Raw genomic sequence first — 18086 nt, 5'->3', positions numbered from 1 at the left:
ACCGATTCTGTGCACACACGGGCGCGTTAGCCCTCATGTGTGATAGTTGGCACACGCCAGGGTAAAGACCTCTTCAAATAGTTTGTGATACGGTTCACGAGAACCGGCGACAGAGCCGAAAGACCGTAGTGCGACGGTCTGTTGGCCCCGAGGACCCAACTCGGACCCGGATTACGCTCGTCCATGACGACACACCACTGCCATTTCCCCAGGAAGCGGAGCTGCCGCCATGCCGTCCAACGACGTTCGCACCCTTCTCCACACAGCTGTCCCCACAGTCGCCGCCGGCGTTGTCGCCATCGCGGTCGCCACGGGCGTCGCCGGTGGCAAGGGCGCGCTCGGCGCGGTCGTCGGCACCCTGGTGGTCATCCTCTTCATGGGCGTCGGCCTGGTGGTCCTCCAGCGTGTCGCCAAGGCGTACCCGCACCTGTTCCAGGGCATGGGGCTGCTGCTCTACACGACACAGCTGCTCCTGCTCTTCGTCTTCATGGCGACGTTCAAGGACACCACTCTCTTCGATTCCAAGGTCTTCGCCCTCACGCTGCTGGCGACGACCATCGTCTGGGTGGCCGCGCAGGCCAGGGCTTACATGAAGGCCAAGATCCTTTATGTCGATCCCGAGGCCGCGAAGAGCGACAAGCCCGAGAAGACGGGGTCGTCGACGTGAAGGGTAGGGGCGGGATAAAGGACCTCTCGCGGTCCTGCTATCGTCCGGTGCCAACTGCGGCTTTGCGGGCGCGGGCATCTGAGCTGTCGCCTGCTCATTCGCGAGGCTCTCTGCCCGCCTGCCGCCCCCACATCCGTAACACCAGTCCAGTGCCGAACCGCGGCTTCGCGCCGCGCCGACACAACGAGGTTGCCGTACCTATGCGCCACGCTGAAGGAGCCCGCGGTGAGTGCTGACCCCCAGATGCTCGCCTTTGAGGCGGACTGTCAACTCTTCACCGGGTGTGGATTCAATGCCCCTGGGCTCCACACCTTCATGTACGAGCCCCTCTTCACCGTGGGTGGCTTCGAGTTCGACAAGCCCATGCTGCTCGCCTTCGTGAGCTCGCTCGTCGTCGTCGGGTTCTTCTGGGCCGCCTTCAGCAAGCCGAAGGTGGTGCCCGGCAAGCTCCAGATGGTCGGTGAGGCCGGCTACGACTTCGTGCGCCGCGGTGTCGTCTACGAGATCATCGGCAAGAAGGACGGCGAGAAGTACGTCCCGCTGATGGTGTCGCTGTTCTTCTTCATCTGGATCATGAATCTCTGGTCGATCATTCCGGTCGCCCAGTTCCCGGTGACCTCGCTGATCGCGTACCCGGCGGGTCTGGCCCTTCTCGGCTACTTCCTGTGGGTCGGTCTGACCTTCAAGAAGCACGGCTTCGTCGGTGGCTGGAAGAACATCACCGGCTACAACAAAGAACTCGGACCGATTCTTCCGCTGGTCGTCGTTCTGGAGTTCTTCTCGAACCTGGTCATCCGCCCCTTCACCCACGCGGTGCGGCTCTTCGCGAACATGTTCGCGGGCCACCTGCTGATCGTGATGTTCACCGTCGCCAGCTGGTACCTGCTGAACGGGATCGGCGTCCTCTACGCCGGTACCTCGTTCCTGCTGGTCATGGTGATGATCGTCTTCGAGCTGTTCATCCAGGCCGTTCAGGCGTACGTCTTCGTCCTCCTGGCCTCCAGCTACATCCAGGGCGCTCTCTCCGAGCACCACTGAGACTCTCCTCCCGCACCAACTCCCACCCAGACGTCCGGTGGCCAACCCCCACCGGGTCCTTGAAAGAGAAGGAAGAACCGGCATGTCCGCTCTCCAGACCCTCGCCGCCGTCGAAGGAAACGTCGCCGCCATCGGTTACGGCCTCGCCGCCATCGGCCCCGGCGTCGGCGTCGGCATCATCTTCGGTAACGGAACCCAGGCCCTCGCCCGCCAGCCCGAGGCTGCCGGTCTGATCCGCACCAACCAGATCATGGGTTTCGCCTTCTGTGAGGCGCTCGCCCTCATCGGCATCGTCATGGGCTTCGTCTACTAAGACGCCGACCGGACAGCCCAACTCTTTTCACGGAAGGCACTGATGTGATCGCTCAGTTCACTCTTGCGGCAGGCGAGGAGCAGCCTCCTCTCATCCCGCATCCCGACGAGCTCATCATCGGCCTGATCGCGTTCGCCATCGTCTTCTTCTTCCTCGCGAAGAAGCTTCTCCCGAACATCAACAAGGTTCTGGAAGAGCGCCGGGAGGCGATCGAGGGCGGCATCGAGAAGGCCGACGCGGCGAAGACCGAGGCCGAGAGCGTACTGGAGCAGTACAAGGCTCAGCTCGCCGAAGCGCGTCATGAGGCGGCTCGGCTGCGCCAGGAGGCGACCGAGCAGGGTACCGCGATCATCCAGGAGATGAAGGCGGAAGGCCAGCGGCAGCGCGAGGAGATCATCGCGGCCGGCCACGCCCAGATCGAGGCCGACCGCAAGGCCGCGTCCGCCGCGCTCCGCCAGGACCTCGGCAAGCTCGCGACCGACCTGGCCGGCAAGCTGGTCGGCGAGTCCCTTGAGGACCACGCCCGCCAGAGCCGTACCATCGACCGCTTCCTCGACGAGCTCGAGGAGAAGGCGGAAGCGACTGGGGTCGCCCGATGAACGGAGCGAGCCGGGAGGCACTGGCTGCCGCACGCGAGTCCCTCGACGCGCTGACCGACAACACCTCGGTCGACGCGGCGAAGCTCGCCGAGGAGCTGGCCGCCGTCACCGCGCTGCTTCACCGCGAGGTGTCGCTGCGTCGGGTCCTGACCGACCCGGCGCAGGCCGGCGAGGCCAAGGCCGAGCTGGCGGGCCGGCTGCTGAGCGGCCAGGTGGGCGGGGCGACCGCCGATCTGGTCTCCGGCCTGGTCCGCGCCCGCTGGTCGCAGTCGCGCGACCTGGTCGACGGTCTTGAGGAGCTGGCGGCCACCGCCGACCTCACCGCCGCCCAGCAGGCCGGCTCGCTCGACAGCGTCGAGGACGAGCTGTTCCGGTTCGGGCGGATCGTGGACTCCAGCAAGGAGCTGCGGGCCGCGCTGACCGACAAGTCGGCCACCGTCGCCGCCAAGACCGAGCTGCTGCGCAGCCTGCTGGGCGGCCGGGTCACCCCGGTCACCGAGCGGCTGGTCATCCGTCTCGTCACCGCGCCCCGGGGACGTAGCCTGGAGGCGGGACTCGACTCGCTGTCCAAGCTCGCCGCGGCGCGCAGGGACCGGATGGTCGCGGTCGTCACCTCGGCGGTGCCCCTCACCGACCAGCAGAAGCAGCGCCTCGGCGCCGTGCTGGCGAGGGTCTACGGACGCCAGATGCATCTGAATCTGGACGTGGACCCCGAGGTCGTCGGCGGGATCTCGGTGCGGGTCGGCGACGAGCTGATCGACGGCACGGTCTCGGAGCGCCTCAGCGAGGCGGCCCGCCGTATGGCCGGCTGACGGCCGTCACCAACTGAACACGCAGCACACGAGCAGCACCAGCAGTACCAGCGGCCCGGTTGGGCCGTGCAGAGATTGCAGAAGATTCCTGGGGGTCGGCCCCCAGACCCCCTTAAGAAACTTCGGGCCCAACAAGGAGAGCAGGGAACCCAGATGGCGGAGCTCACGATCCGGCCGGAGGAGATCCGGGACGCGCTGGAGAACTTTGTCCAGTCGTACAAGCCGGACGCGGCCTCGCGCGAGGAGGTCGGTACGGTCAGCGTGGCCGGCGACGGCATCGCGAAGGTCGAGGGTCTGCCCTCGGCCATGGCGAACGAGCTGCTGAAGTTCGAGGACGGAACCCTCGGTCTCGCCCTCAACCTCGAAGAGCGCGAAATCGGTGCGATCGTCCTCGGCGAGTTCAGCGGCATCGAGGAGGGTCAGCCGGTCACCCGTACCGGCGAGGTCCTCTCCGTCGCCGTCGGCGAGGGCTACCTGGGTCGCGTCGTCGACCCGCTCGGCAACCCGATCGACGGCCTCGGCGAGATCGAGACCGAGGGTCGCCGCGCCCTCGAACTGCAGGCCCCCGGCGTCATGATCCGTAAGTCGGTCCATGAGCCGATGCAGACCGGCTACAAGGCCGTCGACGCCATGGTGCCGATCGGCCGTGGTCAGCGTCAGCTGATCATCGGCGACCGCCAGACCGGCAAGACCGCCCTGGCCGTCGACACGATCATCAACCAGCGCGACAACTGGCGCTCGGGCGACGTGAACAAGCAGGTCCGCTGCATCTACGTCGCCATCGGCCAGAAGGGCTCCACCATCGCGTCCGTGCGCGGTGCGCTGGAGGAGGCCGGCGCCCTGGAGTACACGACCATCGTCGCCGCCCCGGCGTCCGACCCGGCCGGCTTCAAGTACCTGGCGCCGTACACCGGCTCGGCCATCGGCCAGCACTGGATGTACCAGGGCAAGCACGTCCTGATCATCTTCGACGACCTCTCGAAGCAGGCCGACGCCTACCGCGCCGTGTCCCTGCTGCTGCGCCGCCCGCCGGGCCGTGAGGCCTACCCGGGTGACGTCTTCTACCTGCACTCGCGTCTGCTGGAGCGCTGCGCCAAGCTCTCCGACGACATGGGCGCGGGCTCGATGACCGGTCTCCCGATCGTCGAGACGAAGGCCAACGACGTCTCGGCGTTCATCCCGACCAACGTCATCTACATCACCGACGGCCAGTGCTTCCTGGAGTCCGACCTGTTCAACGCCGGCCAGCGCCCGGCCCTGAACGTCGGTATCTCGGTCTCCCGCGTCGGTGGCTCCGCCCAGCACAAGGCGATGAAGCAGGTCTCCGGCCGGCTCCGCGTCGACCTGGCCCAGTACCGTGAGCTGGAGGCGTTCGCCGCCTTCGGTTCCGACCTGGACGCCGCGTCGAAGGCCCAGATGGAGCGCGGTAAGCGGATGGTCGAGCTGCTCAAGCAGGCTCAGTACCAGCCGATGCCGGTCGAGGAGCAGGTCGTCTCCGTCTGGGCCGGTACCACCGGCAAGATGGACGACGTCCCGGTCGAGGACATCCGCCGCTTCGAGTCCGAGCTGCTGGAGCACCTGCGCCGTGAGCGCAAGGAGCTGCTGACCGGCATCGCGGACGGCGGGAAGATGTCGGACGACACCCTCCAGGCCATCGGTGACGCGATCGCCGCCTTCAAGCGTCAGTTCGAGACCTCGGACGGCAAGCTTCTGGGCGAAGACGCGCCGGTCAGCACCAGCAAGTGACGACGGAAGGGACCTGACTCATGGGAGCCCAGCTCCGGGTCTACAAGCGTCGCATCAAATCCGTCACCGCGACCAAGAAGATCACCAAGGCGATGGAGATGATCGCCGCCTCGCGCATCGTCAAGGCGCAGCGCCAGGTGGCGGCCTCCACTCCGTACGCGACCGAGCTCACCCGCGCGGTGACCGCGGTCGCGACCGGGTCGAACACCAAGCACCCCCTCACCACCGAGGCCGAGTCTCCGGTCCGCGCCGCGGTTCTGCTCATCACGAGCGACCGCGGTCTGGCCGGCGGCTACTCCGCCAACGCCATCAAGGCGGCGGAGCAGCTGACCGCCCGGCTCAAGGCCGAGGGCAAGGAAGTCGACAGCTACATCGTCGGCCGCAAGGGTGTCTCGTACTACGGCTTCCGTGAGCGCAAGGTCACGGAGTCGTGGACCGGGTTCACGGACAGCCCGACCTATGCGGACGCCAAGAAGGTCGCGGGCCCGCTGATCGCGGCGGTCCAGCAGGACACGGCCGAGGGCGGTGTGGACGAGCTCCACATCGTGTTCACCGAGTTCATCTCGATGCTGACGCAGACGCCGGTGCAGAACCGGCTGCTGCCCCTCAGCCTTGAGACTGCGACCGCGGAGGAGAACGGGGCCAAGACCGAGATCCTGCCCCTGTTCGACTTCGAGCCGTCGGCGGAGGACGTCCTCGACGCCCTGCTGCCGCGCTACGTCGAGAGCCGGATCTACAACGCGCTGCTCCAGGCCGCTGCCTCCAAGCACGCTGCCACCCGGCGTGCGATGAAGTCGGCGACCGACAACGCCGGAGAGCTGATCAAGAGCCTCTCCCGGCTTGCCAACGCGGCCCGCCAGGCCGAAATCACCCAGGAAATCAGCGAGATCGTCGGTGGCGCCAGCGCCCTGGCCGACGCGACCGCGGGGAGTGACAAGTAATGACGACGACAGTTGAGACGGCCGTTGCCACGGGCCGCGTCGCCCGGGTCATCGGCCCGGTCGTCGACGTGGAGTTCCCCGTCGACGCGATGCCGGAGATCTACAACGCGCTGACCGTCGAGGTGGCCGACCCGGCCGCCGACGGTGAGCTGAAGATCCTGACCCTTGAGGTCGCCCAGCACCTCGGTGAGGGCGTGGTCCGCGCGATCTCGATGCAGCCCACCGACGGTCTGGTCCGCCAGGCCGCGGTCACCGACACGGGCGCGGGTATCACCGTCCCGGTCGGCGACTTCACCAAGGGCAAGGTCTTCAACACCCTCGGCGAGGTGCTGAACGTCCCGGAGGCCAACGCCGAGGTCACCGAGCGCTGGCCCATCCACCGCAAGGCCCCCAGCTTCGACCAGCTGGAGTCCAAGACGGAGATGTTCGAGACGGGCATCAAGGTCATCGACCTGCTCACCCCGTACGTCAAGGGTGGAAAGATCGGTCTGTTCGGTGGTGCCGGTGTCGGCAAGACCGTGCTGATCCAGGAGATGATCTACCGCGTCGCCAACAACCACGACGGTGTGTCGGTGTTCGCGGGCGTCGGTGAGCGTACCCGTGAGGGCAACGACCTCATCGACGAGATGAGCGAGTCGGGCGTCATCGACAAGACGGCGCTTGTCTTCGGCCAGATGGACGAGCCCCCGGGGACCCGTCTGCGGGTCGCCCTGGCCGGTCTGACCATGGCGGAGTACTTCCGCGATGTGCAGAAGCAGGACGTGCTCTTCTTCATCGACAACATCTTCCGGTACACCCAGGCCGGCTCCGAGGTGTCCACCCTGCTCGGCCGTATGCCGTCCGCGGTGGGTTACCAGCCGAACCTGGCCGACGAGATGGGCCTCCTCCAGGAGCGCATCACCTCGACGCGTGGTCACTCGATCACCTCGATGCAGGCGATCTACGTCCCCGCGGACGACCTGACCGACCCGGCCCCGGCCACCACCTTCGCCCACCTCGACGCGACGACGGTTCTCTCCCGTCCGATCTCCGAGAAGGGCATCTACCCGGCCGTGGACCCGCTGGACTCCACGTCCCGCATCCTGGACCCGCGCTACATCGCGCAGGAGCACTACGACGCCGCCACGCGCGTCAAGGGGATCCTGCAGAAGTACAAGGACCTCCAGGACATCATCGCGATCCTCGGTATCGACGAGCTGGGCGAGGAGGACAAGCTCGTTGTCCACCGTGCCCGTCGTGTGGAGCGCTTCCTGTCGCAGAACACCCACGTCGCCAAGCAGTTCACCGGCGTGGACGGCTCGGATGTGCCGCTCGACGAGTCGATCGCCGCGTTCAACTCGATCTGCGACGGTGAGTACGACCACTTCCCCGAGCAGGCGTTCTTCATGTGCGGTGGCATTGAGGACCTCAAGGCCAACGCCAAGGCGCTCGGCGTCAGCTGAGCCGGACGGCTGGTGAGGAGGGGGGCGGGATCCGTCCCGCCCCCCTTCGCTCCGCCTCTCCGGGGCCAGCCCCCGGAATCCCGGCCGTGAAATGCCGGGGCGGGGCCCGGACGCTTCCGCGGCCGGACCCCCATTAGACTTTGACCCAACACCCGGCATCCTCGCCGGGTGGTGACCCGAGGAGCCACCCTTGGCTGCGGAGCTGCATGTCGAGCTGGTCGCCGCCGACCGTCAGGTCTGGTCCGGTGAGGCCACCCTGGTTGTCGCGCGCACCACGTCCGGCGACATCGGCGTCATGCCCGGTCACCAGCCGCTGCTCGGTGTGCTGGAATCGGGCCCTGTGACCATCCGTACCAGCACCCCTGAGGGCGCCGGTACGGTCGTCGTCGCCGTGCACGGCGGTTTCATCTCCTTCGCCGACAACAAGCTGTCGCTGCTGGCGGAGATCGCTGAGCTGGCGGACGAGATCGATGCCCAGCGCGCCGAGCGTGCGCTGGAGCGCGCCAAGTCGGATTCGGACGCCGCCGCCGAGCGTCGTGCCGATGTCCGGCTGCGTGCGGTGGCGGTGCGCTGAGCACCCCGCCGACAGTCGTCACCCTCAGCCGCGGCCCGGACTGGAGTCCTCCAGACCGGACCGCGGCTGAGGCAATGCAGGTGCGTAGGAGATAGCGGTTGGGTACGTCCTCAGCCGAGTCGATGCGAGGAGGTCGGTGGAGATGTTCCTCGCGGTGCTTGTGAGCGTCCTGGCTCTGGTCGCCCTGGTGGGGATCGGGCTGTTCGTCTTCGGGCTGCGCCGGAGGCTGATCCAGCGCTCCGGGGGCACCTTCGACTGCTCCCTGCGCTGGAACGTCCCGGAGGAGCCGGACGATCCGGCCGCCGGGGCTCCGGGCGGCAAGGGCTGGGTGTACGGCGTCGCCCGCTACAGCGGTGACCGGATCATGTGGTTCCGGGTCTTCTCCTACGCTCCCCGGCCGCGCCGGGTCCTGGAGCGTTCGGCGATCGAGGTGATCGGCCGCCGCACCCCGGAGGGCGAGGAGGAGCTCGCGCTGCTCTCGGATGCGGTGGTGCTGGGCTGTCTGCACCGCGGGGTCCGGCTTGAGCTGGCGATGAGCGAGGACGCGCTGACCGGCTTTCTCGCCTGGCTGGAGGCGGCTCCGCCGGGCCAGCGGGTGAATGTGGCGTAGCTTCTGCGGGCGGGTCTCCCTCTCCACAGGACTGGCAACTGGCATACGAAGGGGCCGGGGGTGATCCCCCGGCCCCTTCGCCTTGCCGATGACGGCCCGGCGTGAGGTTCAGGCCGTAGCCCGTCGTGCTGGGGCTTGAGCCTGTTGCGCCTAGGGCTTGAGCCCGTTGTCCATCGCGGTCATCAGCTCGCCGTTGGCGGTGTCGCCGCTGAGCTCCCAGGTGAAGGAGCCGCCGAGACCCTGGCTCTTGGCCCAGCTCATCTTCGCGCCGAGGGTCGCCGGGGTGTCGTAGCTCCACCAGTTGTTGCCGCACTTGGCGTAGGCGGTGCCGCCCACGGTGCCGGTGGCCGGGCAGGTGTTCTTGAGGACCTTGTAGTCCTCGAAGCCGGGCTCATAGGTGCCCTGGGCGGGTCCGGTGGCGGTGCCGCCCGGGGTCGCCTGGGTCACCCCCGTCCAGCCGCGGCCGTAGAAGCCGACGCCGAGGAGGAGTTTCTCGGACGCGATGCCCTTCGCCTTGAGCTTGTTGATCGCCGCGGCGGAGTTGAAGCCCTCCTGCGGGATGCCGGCGTAGGTGTTCAGCGGCGAGTGCGGAGCGGTCGGGCCCTGAGCGGCCCAGGCGCCGAAGAAGTCGTACGTCATCACGTTGTACCAGTTGACGTACTGTGCCGCGCCCGCGTAGTCAGCCTTGTCGATCTTGCCGCCGTTGGACGCGTCGGCCGTGATGGCAGCGGTGAGGAGATAGTTGGGGCCGAACTTGGTGCGGAACGCCTGCATCATGTTCTTCATGACGGCGGGGCCGCTGGTGTCGCAGGTCAGACCGCAGGCATTGGGGTACTCCCAGTCCAGGTCGATGCCGTCGAACACATCGGCCCACCGCGGGTCCTCGACCAGGTTGTAGCAGGACTCGGCGAACTGGGCCGGGTTCTGCATGGCCTGGGTGAAGCCGCCGGACCAGGTCCAGCCGCCGAACGAGAACAGCACCTTGAGGTGCGGGTGCTTCTTCTTCAGCTCCCGCAGCTGGTTGAAATTGCCGCGCAGCGGCTGGTCCCAGGTGTCGGCGACGCCGTCCACGGACTGGTCCGCGGTGTAGGCCTTCTCATAGTCCGCGTAGGAGTCGCCGATGGTACAGCGGCCGTTCTGGACGTTGCCGAAGGCGTAGTTGATGTGGGTGAGCTTCGCGGCGGTGCCGGAGGTGTCCAGGTTCTTCACATGGAAGTTGCGCCCATAGACGCCCCACTGGGTGAAGTACCCCATCTTGATCTTGGAGCCGGCGTCGGGCTTGCCGGTGGTGCGCGCCGTGAGGGCGCCGCTCTGCGTTCCGAGCTGGTCGGCGCTGTCACGGGCCTGGACGGTGTAGGTGTAGTCGGTGGCCTTGGTCAGCCCGGTGTCGGTGTGGGTCAGGCCGGTGACCGTGGCGACCTTGGTGCCGTCGCGGTAGACGTCGTAGTTCTTGACGCCCTTGTCGTCGGTCGCGGCCGTCCAGCTCAGCGTCAGCTGGGTGTCGCCGATCGCGCTCGCGGTCGGGGTTCCGGGGGCGGACGGAGGGTTGTCGCCCGGGATGGTGCCGCCGTCGCAGGAGCCGCCGTTGAGCTTGCAGTTCGACGGGGCGCCGGAGCCGGTGCCGTTGAAGCCGAAGGTGACGGAAGCGCCCGGGGCCAGCGAGCCCGCCCAGGACTTGTTCTTGGCGGTCCAGTGGTCGCCGGTGTTGGTCACATCGGCGTCCCAGGCGGAGGTGACCCGGGTGCCGGCCGGGAAGTCCCACTCCACGGTCCAGGCGCTGATGGCGGTGGTGCCGGTGTTCTTGACGGTCCAGCGGCCTTCGAAGCCGCTGCCCCAGTCGGATGCCTTCGCATAGGTCGCCGTCGCCGAGGTCGCCGCCTGGGCCGGAGTGGCGAGGCCGACCATGGCGGCCAGCGGGAGGAGCAGCGCGGTCAGGGCCGCGACGATCCTGGAGCGGGTGGAGAGGCGGGCCCCGGATCGGGTAAGACGCTTTCTGAAGCCGTGCAGTGGTGGGGGTTGAGTGCTCACGGGTGCTCCTTGTGGGGAGGTCCGGACAGTGGTGGGGTGGGACCGTGCACTGCGCACTCTGCGTGGCTCACCGCAGCGTGTGTTGCGGTGAGACTAGGAAGGTCTGTACCAATCGTCAATAGGTCCAGACCAAAGGCGACGGATGGGCCACGAGTGGCGGGAAACGACCCGTCAGATCCCGAGCTCGGCCGCCAACTCCTGTGCCAGCACCGCCGCTTGCACCCTGCTGCGCAGTTCCAGCTTCCCGAGCAGACGGCTGACGTGCGTCTTCACCGTCGCCTCCGCCATCTCCAGCCGTACCGCGATCTCCGCGTTCGACAGCCCCTGACCGAGACAGGAGAGCACTTCCCGCTCGCGCCGGGTGAGCGGGTCGAGGATCGCCGGGTCGGGCGCGTCGGGGGAGCGGACGGGACGCCCGGCGGCGAACTCCGCGATCAGCCGGCGGGTGACGGCCGGAGCGATCAGCCCCTGGCCGCGCGCCACCGTGCGTACCGCCGTCAGCAGCTCCCCGGCTTCGGTGTTCTTCAGCAGAAAGCCCGCCGCCCCCGCGCGCAGCGCGCCGAAGACGTACTCGTCCAGATCGAAGGTGGTCAGCACCAGAACGTCGGCGAGCCGCTCGGAGACGATCTGCCGGGTCGCCGACACTCCGTCGAGCCGGGGCATCTGAATGTCCATCAGCACGAGATCGGGACGGAGCGCACGGGCGAGCCGCACCGCCTCCTCGCCGTCCCCCGCCTCGGCGACCACGTCGATGTCGGGGGCGCTGCGCAGAATGAGGACCAGGCCCGCGCGGACCGCGCTCTGGTCCTCGGCGACCAGCACTCGTACGGGCGCCGCGTCCCGCGAGCCGTCTTCGGGGTGTGCGTCCCGCGTCATGCGGAGTGCTCCTTACCGTCCGGTACGGGCAGTACGGCCCGTACGCACCAGATTCTCGCGGGTCCGCCGGGCGGGCCCGCCGCCGGGCCCGCCGTGATCTCGCCGCCCAGCAGGGCGACCCGCTCCCGCATGCCGACCAGACCGGCCCCCGAACCGGGCGCGCGCGGGCCGGGCCTGCTGCCGAAGGGGCTGCTGACCGTCACGGTCAGCGCCCGGCCCGCCGCATGGGTGAGCTGGACGCGCACCTCGCCGGGGGCCGCGTGCTTGAGCGCGTTGGTCAGGGACTCCTGGACGATCCGGTAGGCCGCCAGCTCCACCGGGGCCGGCAGGGCGGGCCCGTCCTCGCGCCGGTCGTCCAGCGCGAAGTCCAGCCCGCTGCCCGCGCCGTTGACGCACGCCTGGCGCACCAGCGCCTCAAGGCCGGCGAGGGTGGGCGCGGCGGCCGGTTCGTCGTCGTCGTCGCTCTGCCGCAGCAGACCGATCAGCCGTCGCATCTCGGCCAGCCCGGCGACGCTGTTCTCCCGGATGACCCCGAGCGCCTGACGGGTGGTCCCCGGATCGTCCAGGGAGAGCGCGGCGGTGGAGTGGATGGCGATGGCGGAGAGATGGTTGGCGACCATGTCGTGCAGCTCACGAGCCATCCGCGCCCGTTCGGCGGCCACCGCCTGCACCCGGTCCATCTCGGCGAGCAGCGCGGTCTGCTCGGCCCGCAGCCTCGCCGCTCCGGCGGCTTCGCGGTGGTTGCGGATGACGACCCCGGTGATCGACGGAGTGAGGGTGAGCACGCCGAAGAGCACCCCGAGGAAGAGCCCCTCGGGGTCCTGGAGCAGGACCATCAGACCGATGGCCGAGGCGACCGTGAGCAGCGCGGCGGTCACCGGGACCCGGCGGGCGGTCGCGGGCGAGCCGTACACCACCGCCGCGTAGACCACATCGGTGAACGCCAGCACGGTGAAGAGACTGCCGACCGTGAAGAGGTCGGCGATCAGCGCCAGGGTGCCGACCGCCAGGGTGGTGAGCGGCAGCGATCTGCGGAAGAGCTCCTGGGCGCAGATCACCGCGAGCGGTACGAGGGCGGCCCAGTGGGGGAGCTCGCTGTGGCCCCCGTGGAGGTTCAGGCCCAGCGACCACAGCAGCAGACCGCCGAGAAAGGTCCCGGCGCCGATGAGGACGTCGTCGCGGTGGGGGCGGGGAATCGTCACTCTCCCATCCAACACGCGGCCCGCCGCCGCGCGCCTCATCGGGGCGGGGGAGTCCCGGTACATCGAAGGATGCAGTGCCGCGTCGTCACTGACGACGACGACCGGCGGCCCGGGGGACGGGAGGCTGGAGGCGGTGAGAGGAGAGGACCGTGATCGTCACGCTGATCGTCGTCTGCGAGGTCGGCTTCTGGGTGCTGCTGGCCGCCGGGCTCGCCGCGCGCTATGCGCTGCGGATGCCCCGGCTGGGCATGGGGCTGCTGCTGTGCGAGCCGCTGCTGGAGGTCGTGCTGCTGATCGCCACGGCCGTCGATCTGAGAAACGGCGCGGAGCCGGGGTGGGGGCACGGGCTCGCCGCGCTCTACATCGGCTACACCGTCGGCCACGGCCACCGCACCGTCGTCTGGCTCGACGGGCACGCGGCCCACCGTCTGGGGGGCGCTCCGCCGCCGCCGAAGCCGCCGCGGTACGGCATGGCCCGGGCACGCCACGAGGCGAAGGTCTGGTCCGGGACGCTGCTGGGGGCCGCGGTGGCGACGGCCCTGCTCCAGCTGGCGATCTGGTACGTGGACGACGCGAGCCGCTCCGGCTCGCTGGAGGGCTGGATGTACCAGGCGTGGAAGGCGGCGGGCATCCATGGGGTGATCGCCCTGTCGTACGCGATCCGGCCGGGGAAGGCCCCCGCTCCGGAGGCCGGCGACCGCGTCCCGGTCCGGGCGGGCAGCCGAAGGGACCCGGACGACAGCGCCTGAGCTCCTGAGCTTTCAGGACTCCCGGTCGCCGGTGGTCAGCGTTCCCCGCCCGGGACCCAGAGAACGTCCCCCGTCTCCTTGTTCGCCGTCCTCGCCAGAATGAAGAGGAGGTCGGAGAGGCGGTTGAGATAGGTCGCCGTCAGCGGGTTCATCGTCTCGCCGTGCGCCTCCAGCGCCGCCCAGGTCGAGCGCTCCGCCCGCCGTACCACCGTGCATGCCTGGTGGAGCAGGGCCGCTCCCGGGGTGCCCCCCGGGAGGATGAAGCTGCGGAGCTTCTCCAGCTCCGCCAGGAACCGGTCGCAGTCGGCCTCCAGCCGGTCGATGTAGAACTGCTCCACCCGCAGCGGCGGGTACTGCGGGTTCTCCGTCACCGGGGTGGAGAGGTCCGCGCCCACGTCGAAGAGGTCGTTCTGGATGCGGAGCAGGACCTGGACGACGTCGTCCGCGAGCTGCCCCAGCGCGATCGCCGTGCCGATGACGGCGTTCGCCTCATTGGAGTCGGCGTACGCGGAGATCCGCAGATCGGTCTTGGCGGTTCTGCTCATATCGCCGAGGGCGGTCGTGCCCTGGTCGCCGGTACGGGTGTAGATGCGTGTCAGATTGACCATGCGTCCAGCGTAATGAGGCCCCGGCCCCGGGGAGCGGACCCGGGCCGTGCCGCCCGTCACGCGGACACGGGATACCGGATGCCGGGGCCTTGGGACAGGGACCGCCGCACCCGTCACGGCGGGCGCGGGACACCCGTGACGGCGGGCGCGGGACACCCGTCACGGCGGGCGCGGGAGACATCCGGAACCAGGCCGTCACACCCGTCACGGCACCCTGTTGCGCCCCACCCGCCCCGGCGTCGATGTGATGTCCGTCATGTGAGACGTGACGCGCATCTCTTCAGCGCCACTTGGCCCCTCCCGCCCGCTAATCTCCGGCCGAGGGGCGAAATGTAAACAGCCGTTAAGGGGTGTCTCAGTGGCCAGGAAGCTCGCCGTCATCGGAGCCGGACTCATGGGTTCCGGAATCGCGCAGGTCTCGGCCCAGGCGGGCTGGGACGTCGTACTGCGCGACGTCACCGACGAGGCCCTGACCCGTGGCACCGACGGCATCAAAGCGTCATGGGACCGGTTCGTCGCCAAGGGCAGGCTCGAAGCGGGTGACGCCGAGGCCGCGTTGGCCCGTATCACCGCCACCACGGACCTCGACGCCGTCGCCGACGCGGATGTCGTCGTCGAAGCGGTCTTCGAGAAGCTGGAGGTGAAGCATGAGATCTTCCGTGCTCTCGACAAGCTCGTACGCGACGACGCCGTGCTCGCCTCCAACACCTCCGCCATCCCGATCACCAAGATCGCGGCGGTGACGGAGCGTCCGGAGCGGGTCGTGGGCGCGCACTTCTTCTCGCCCGTGCCGATGATGCAGCTCTGCGAGCTCGTCCGGGGCTACAAGACCAGCGACGAAACCCTCGCCGTCATCCGCGAGTTCGCCGAGTCGGTCGGCAAGACCTGCATCGTCGTCAACCGCGATGTCGCCGGGTTCGTGACCACCCGTCTCATCTCGGCGCTGGTCGTGGAGGCCGCCAAGCTGTACGAGTCCGGGGTGGCCTCGGCCGAGGACATCGACCTCGCCTGCAAGCTGGGCTTCGGCCACGCCATGGGCCCGCTGGCCACCGCCGATCTGACGGGCGTCGACATCCTGCTCCACGCCGCAGGGAACATCTACACCGAATCCCAGGACGAGAAGTTCGCCCCGCCGGAGCTGATGCGCCGGATGGTGGACGCCGGGGACCTCGGCCGCAAGAGCGGGCAGGGCTTCTACACCTACTGATCCGGACCGGTTCGCCGGCGGACGGACGCACCCCGCCCGCCGGAGGCCGCCGAGCGGCTCGCCCACGCCGCCGGTATCACCCTACGGAGTGATTTCGGTATCGGTTCGCTTACAAACAGCAACTGATAGGCCCTCAGGGGAGTCAGTTGATGCAAGGGGAAATAGCACAACCGGTCCGAACGGGCGGGGGCGCCGGACCGGCCCACGACATGTCCACAGGGCACCGAAGCACTCTCGGGGAGCGCATATGCACATCAGGGGCGACCACGCCGAGCTGGTCGTCGGGGGCCGCCTCGACGTCCGCAGCGCGGCGGACGCCCGTACGGTCCTGCACTCGGCGGTCGACGACGGAGACGGCGATCTGGTGCTCGACCTGACCGGTCTCGACTCCTGGGACGCCACCGGACTCGGGGTCATCATGGGCGCACACCGCCGCGCCGGACGGTGCGGCAGAAGGCTCGTACTGCGCGGCGTGCCACCGCAGATGCAGCGGCTGCTGGTGGCCACCCGGCTCCACCGCATCCTCGCGATCGAGGGCGGTCTCGCCGCCGAGTCGCTTCCCCGGGTGTGATCCCCGCCGGGGCGATCCCCCGGGCGGCACCCCGCGCGAACAGGGGCAGGCGGCCCGCGCCCGCCCTTCTCACCAAGCTGTGACGCAGCGGACGGGCCGCACCCCGCCGGATGACGGATACCCTGCCTGCGTCTAGGGTTCGTTCGTCCGCCGATGTGCGGGAGCGCTTCGTGGCGCCAGAGCGGTGAGCCGCTTCGGGCAGCCGCGCGGCTGGACTGCCGGACCGACGCGACAGCCGGCGTGCGCAAGGACCGGAAGGCGCCCTGCGTACCCGGCTCCGCCACGGACTCCCGACTCCCGACGGAATCCCGGCGCGGACGGACCTCTGCGAAGTGCATCTGGGGGCTTGACCATGGACAACGACAGTTTCGGCGAGGGCGCGGGCTCGAAGCGCCCGCCACGGGACCCCGGCACACCCGACTTCGAACCCTCCGCCCCCGCGCCCGCCCGCACCGTACGGCTGGCCGCCGGGGACTTCCTGCTCACCGTCAACCCGGTCGACGGCAGCGAGATCGAGCCCGCGCCGCCCGGCGGACCCGCGGCCATGGCCCCGCCCGTGCGCCGCACCGCCGCCGAACGGGCCGAACACGAACGCGCCGCACAGCCGCCCGTGCCCCCGGGACCCGCCGCCGCCCGGCTCCCGCTCCTGGAGCGCGAGACGGAACGCGAGCACATCGGGCGGCTGCTGGCCCGGGGCCGCTCCCTGCGGATCACCGGCCCCGCGGGCAGCGGACGCACCGCCCTCCTCGACGCCGTCGCCGAGGACTGCGCCGACCTCGCACCCGATGGAGTCGTGCGACTCAACGGATGCCACCGCACCCCGGCCGATCTGCTCCACGAACTCTTCGCCGCCGTCCACCACGCCCCGCGCCACCGGCCCGGCCGCGCCGAACTGCTCCGCCGGGTCGCGGACATCGGGGCCGTCGTCCTCCTCGACGACCTGGAGTTCGGCGGCGCGGCGCTCAGCGAGCTGCTCGACGCGACCCCCGAGTGCGCCTTCGTCCTGGCGGCGGCCCCCGAGGTCGCCGAACCGGCCGCCGAGTCCCGCCTCGAAGAGGTCCCCCTCGCCGGACTCGGCCGGGCCGCCTCCCTGGAACTGCTGCGGCGCGTCGCCGAACGGCCGCTCGACGAGGACGAGACCAACTGGGCCGGAGACCTCTGGTTCGAATCCGAGGGACTGCCGCTGCGCTTCGTCCAGGCGGGCGCGCTGCTGCGGCAGTGCGACGAGCTCCGCGAGCGGCTCGGCGACGAACCCGGCGCCTTCGCGGCGTTCACACCGTCCGAAGGCGCCGGCGGAGCCGGGGCGGCGCCGCCGACCCCGACCCTCGCCCAGGGCGCGGCTCCGGCGCCCCTGCTCGCCTCCCGGCTGAGCGAGTCCGCCCGTAAGACCCTGCGCTTCGCCGTCGCGCTCGGCGGCGAGGTCCCGCACCAGGCCCACCTCCCCGCGCTCATCGGCGACACCCACGCCGACACGGCCATCGGCGAACTCCTCGGCTGCGGACTGCTCTCACCCGTCGGCGGACGCTACCGGCTGGCCGCCGGCGTACTGCTCCAGCTCAAGGAGCAGGGGTACGCGGACGAGTCCGCCGCCCACGCCCATGCCGCCGCCCAGCACTACACCTGGTGGACCGGGCACCCCTCCGTCACCCCCGAGCGCGCCGCCCTGGAGGCCGACGCCGTCGTCGCCGCGCTCACCGCTCTGGTCGCGAGCCGGACCGCCGGACCGGACGCCGAGGACACGACGGGACACCCCAGCGCCGCCGTACTGCTCGCCCGCAGCGCCGCGCCCGCCTTCGCCGCCGGTCTCCACTGGGGGGCCTGGGAGCGGGCGCTGCGGATCGGCTCCGAGGCCGCCCGGATAGCGGGTGAGGTGGCCGAAGAGGCGTACTTCCACCATGAGCTGGGCGTCCTGGCGCTCTGCACGGACCGGGTGGACCGGGCGCGCGCCGAGCTGGAGACCTCGATCGGGATGCGCGGAGCGCTCGCCGACAAGCGCGGCACGGTCGCCGGACGCCGGGCGCTCGCGCTGGTCGACGACCGTGAGAAGGGGCGCGTACCCGGCGGATCCGCCGCCGGGCCGGCCGCCGCCCTCCGCCCGGGAGA

18 protein-coding genes are annotated in these 18086 nt (G+C 69.7%); 14 read left to right on the top strand and 4 right to left on the bottom strand.

The genetic code is table 11. The features are described from left to right. Positions 1–229 precede the first annotated feature (229 nt). The 10 genes from FF041_RS01285 (at position 230) to FF041_RS01240 (ending at position 8742) form a co-directional block, all read left to right on the top strand. Complete coding sequence (locus FF041_RS01285) at positions 230–667, top strand: hypothetical protein (protein ID WP_153484429.1); 438 nt, start codon at positions 230–232, stop codon at positions 665–667. Positions 668–892: 225 nt separating this feature from the next. Beyond that, complete coding sequence (atpB, locus tag FF041_RS01280; protein WP_323390920.1) at positions 893–1705, top strand: F0F1 ATP synthase subunit A; 813 nt, start codon at positions 893–895, stop codon at positions 1703–1705. 82 nt (positions 1706–1787) lie between these two features. Then, a complete protein-coding gene (atpE, locus tag FF041_RS01275; protein ID WP_006346597.1) occupies positions 1788–2018 on the top strand; it encodes an ATP synthase F0 subunit C in 231 nt (76 codons plus the stop codon). A 44-nt stretch (positions 2019–2062) separates the two neighbouring features. After that, positions 2063–2617: a F0F1 ATP synthase subunit B gene (locus tag FF041_RS01270; RefSeq protein WP_323371868.1), complete on the top strand. Its 555-nt coding sequence runs from the start codon at positions 2063–2065 to the stop codon at positions 2615–2617. Continuing rightward, positions 2614–3429 carry a F0F1 ATP synthase subunit delta gene (locus FF041_RS01265; protein ID WP_153520629.1) on the top strand — a complete coding sequence of 272 codons (816 nt, stop codon included), beginning with the start codon at positions 2614–2616 and terminating at the stop codon, positions 3427–3429. Before FF041_RS01270 ends, FF041_RS01265 begins: the two co-directional genes overlap by 4 nt. Positions 3430–3582: 153 nt before the next feature. Further along, positions 3583–5175 carry a F0F1 ATP synthase subunit alpha gene (gene atpA, locus FF041_RS01260; RefSeq protein WP_153520628.1) on the top strand — a complete coding sequence of 531 codons (1593 nt, stop codon included), beginning with the start codon at positions 3583–3585 and terminating at the stop codon, positions 5173–5175. Between the two features lie 20 nt (positions 5176–5195). Next, on the top strand, positions 5196–6116 hold the full coding sequence (locus FF041_RS01255) for a F0F1 ATP synthase subunit gamma (RefSeq protein WP_153520627.1): 921 nt from the start codon (positions 5196–5198) through the stop codon (positions 6114–6116). Further along, complete coding sequence (atpD, locus tag FF041_RS01250; RefSeq protein WP_153484425.1) at positions 6116–7558, top strand: F0F1 ATP synthase subunit beta; 1443 nt, start codon at positions 6116–6118, stop codon at positions 7556–7558. The genes FF041_RS01255 and atpD overlap by 1 nt, the downstream gene beginning before the upstream one ends. A 190-nt stretch (positions 7559–7748) precedes the next feature. After that, the gene (locus tag FF041_RS01245) at positions 7749–8132 is read left to right on the top strand and encodes a F0F1 ATP synthase subunit epsilon (protein WP_153484424.1); all 384 of its coding nucleotides are present in this window, start codon (positions 7749–7751) and stop codon (positions 8130–8132) included. Positions 8133–8274: 142 nt separating this feature from the next. Beyond that, complete coding sequence (locus FF041_RS01240; protein ID WP_153520667.1) at positions 8275–8742, top strand: DUF2550 domain-containing protein; 468 nt, start codon at positions 8275–8277, stop codon at positions 8740–8742. A 150-nt stretch (positions 8743–8892) separates the two neighbouring features. Here FF041_RS01240 and FF041_RS01235 read toward each other — a convergent pair whose 3' ends face one another. From FF041_RS01235 to FF041_RS01225, 3 genes are all read right to left on the bottom strand, one after another. Next, on the bottom strand, positions 8893–10647 hold the full coding sequence (locus FF041_RS01235; RefSeq protein ID WP_153520666.1) for a glycosyl hydrolase family 18 protein: 1755 nt from the start codon (positions 10645–10647) through the stop codon (positions 8893–8895). Positions 10648–10941: 294 nt separating this feature from the next. Continuing rightward, positions 10942–11646 carry a response regulator gene (locus FF041_RS01230; protein WP_153520626.1) on the bottom strand — a complete coding sequence of 235 codons (705 nt, stop codon included), beginning with the start codon at positions 11644–11646 and terminating at the stop codon, positions 10942–10944. Further along, positions 11643–12887 (bottom strand): sensor histidine kinase, encoded by a 1245-nt coding sequence (locus tag FF041_RS01225; protein WP_153520665.1) that lies wholly within the window; start codon positions 12885–12887, stop codon positions 11643–11645. Before FF041_RS01225 ends, FF041_RS01230 begins: the two co-directional genes overlap by 4 nt. A 110-nt stretch (positions 12888–12997) precedes the next feature. On the opposite strand from FF041_RS01225, the gene FF041_RS01220 reads away from it, so the two are divergent. Further along, positions 12998–13597, top strand: a complete 600-nt coding sequence (locus FF041_RS01220; RefSeq protein ID WP_323390917.1) for a hypothetical protein — start codon at positions 12998–13000, stop codon at positions 13595–13597. A 35-nt stretch (positions 13598–13632) separates the two neighbouring features. Here the strand turns inward: FF041_RS01220 and FF041_RS01215 are convergent, their stop codons facing one another. Continuing rightward, positions 13633–14205: a cob(I)yrinic acid a,c-diamide adenosyltransferase gene (locus FF041_RS01215; RefSeq protein WP_153484419.1), complete on the bottom strand. Its 573-nt coding sequence runs from the start codon at positions 14203–14205 to the stop codon at positions 13633–13635. A 358-nt stretch (positions 14206–14563) separates the two neighbouring features. Between FF041_RS01215 and FF041_RS01210 the strand changes: the two genes are divergently transcribed. The 3 genes from FF041_RS01210 to FF041_RS01200 all read left to right on the top strand — a co-directional run. Beyond that, a complete protein-coding gene (locus FF041_RS01210) occupies positions 14564–15412 on the top strand; it encodes a 3-hydroxyacyl-CoA dehydrogenase family protein (protein ID WP_323390915.1) in 849 nt (282 codons plus the stop codon). Positions 15413–15659: 247 nt separating this feature from the next. Then, the gene (locus tag FF041_RS01205) at positions 15660–15983 is read left to right on the top strand and encodes an STAS domain-containing protein (protein ID WP_153484418.1); all 324 of its coding nucleotides are present in this window, start codon (positions 15660–15662) and stop codon (positions 15981–15983) included. 352 nt (positions 15984–16335) lie between these two features. Continuing rightward, positions 16336–18086: ATP-binding protein (locus FF041_RS01200; RefSeq protein ID WP_153520625.1), on the top strand; the 1751-nt coding region annotated here is incomplete at its 3' end.

It is taken from the genome of Streptomyces jumonjinensis, from assembly GCF_009600885.1.
In the GTDB taxonomy this organism is placed as follows: Bacteria; Actinomycetota; Actinomycetes; order Streptomycetales; family Streptomycetaceae; genus Streptomyces; species Streptomyces jumonjinensis.
The sequence above is the reverse complement of the archived record's forward strand: the minus strand, read 5'-3'. Positions and strand labels throughout refer to the sequence as shown.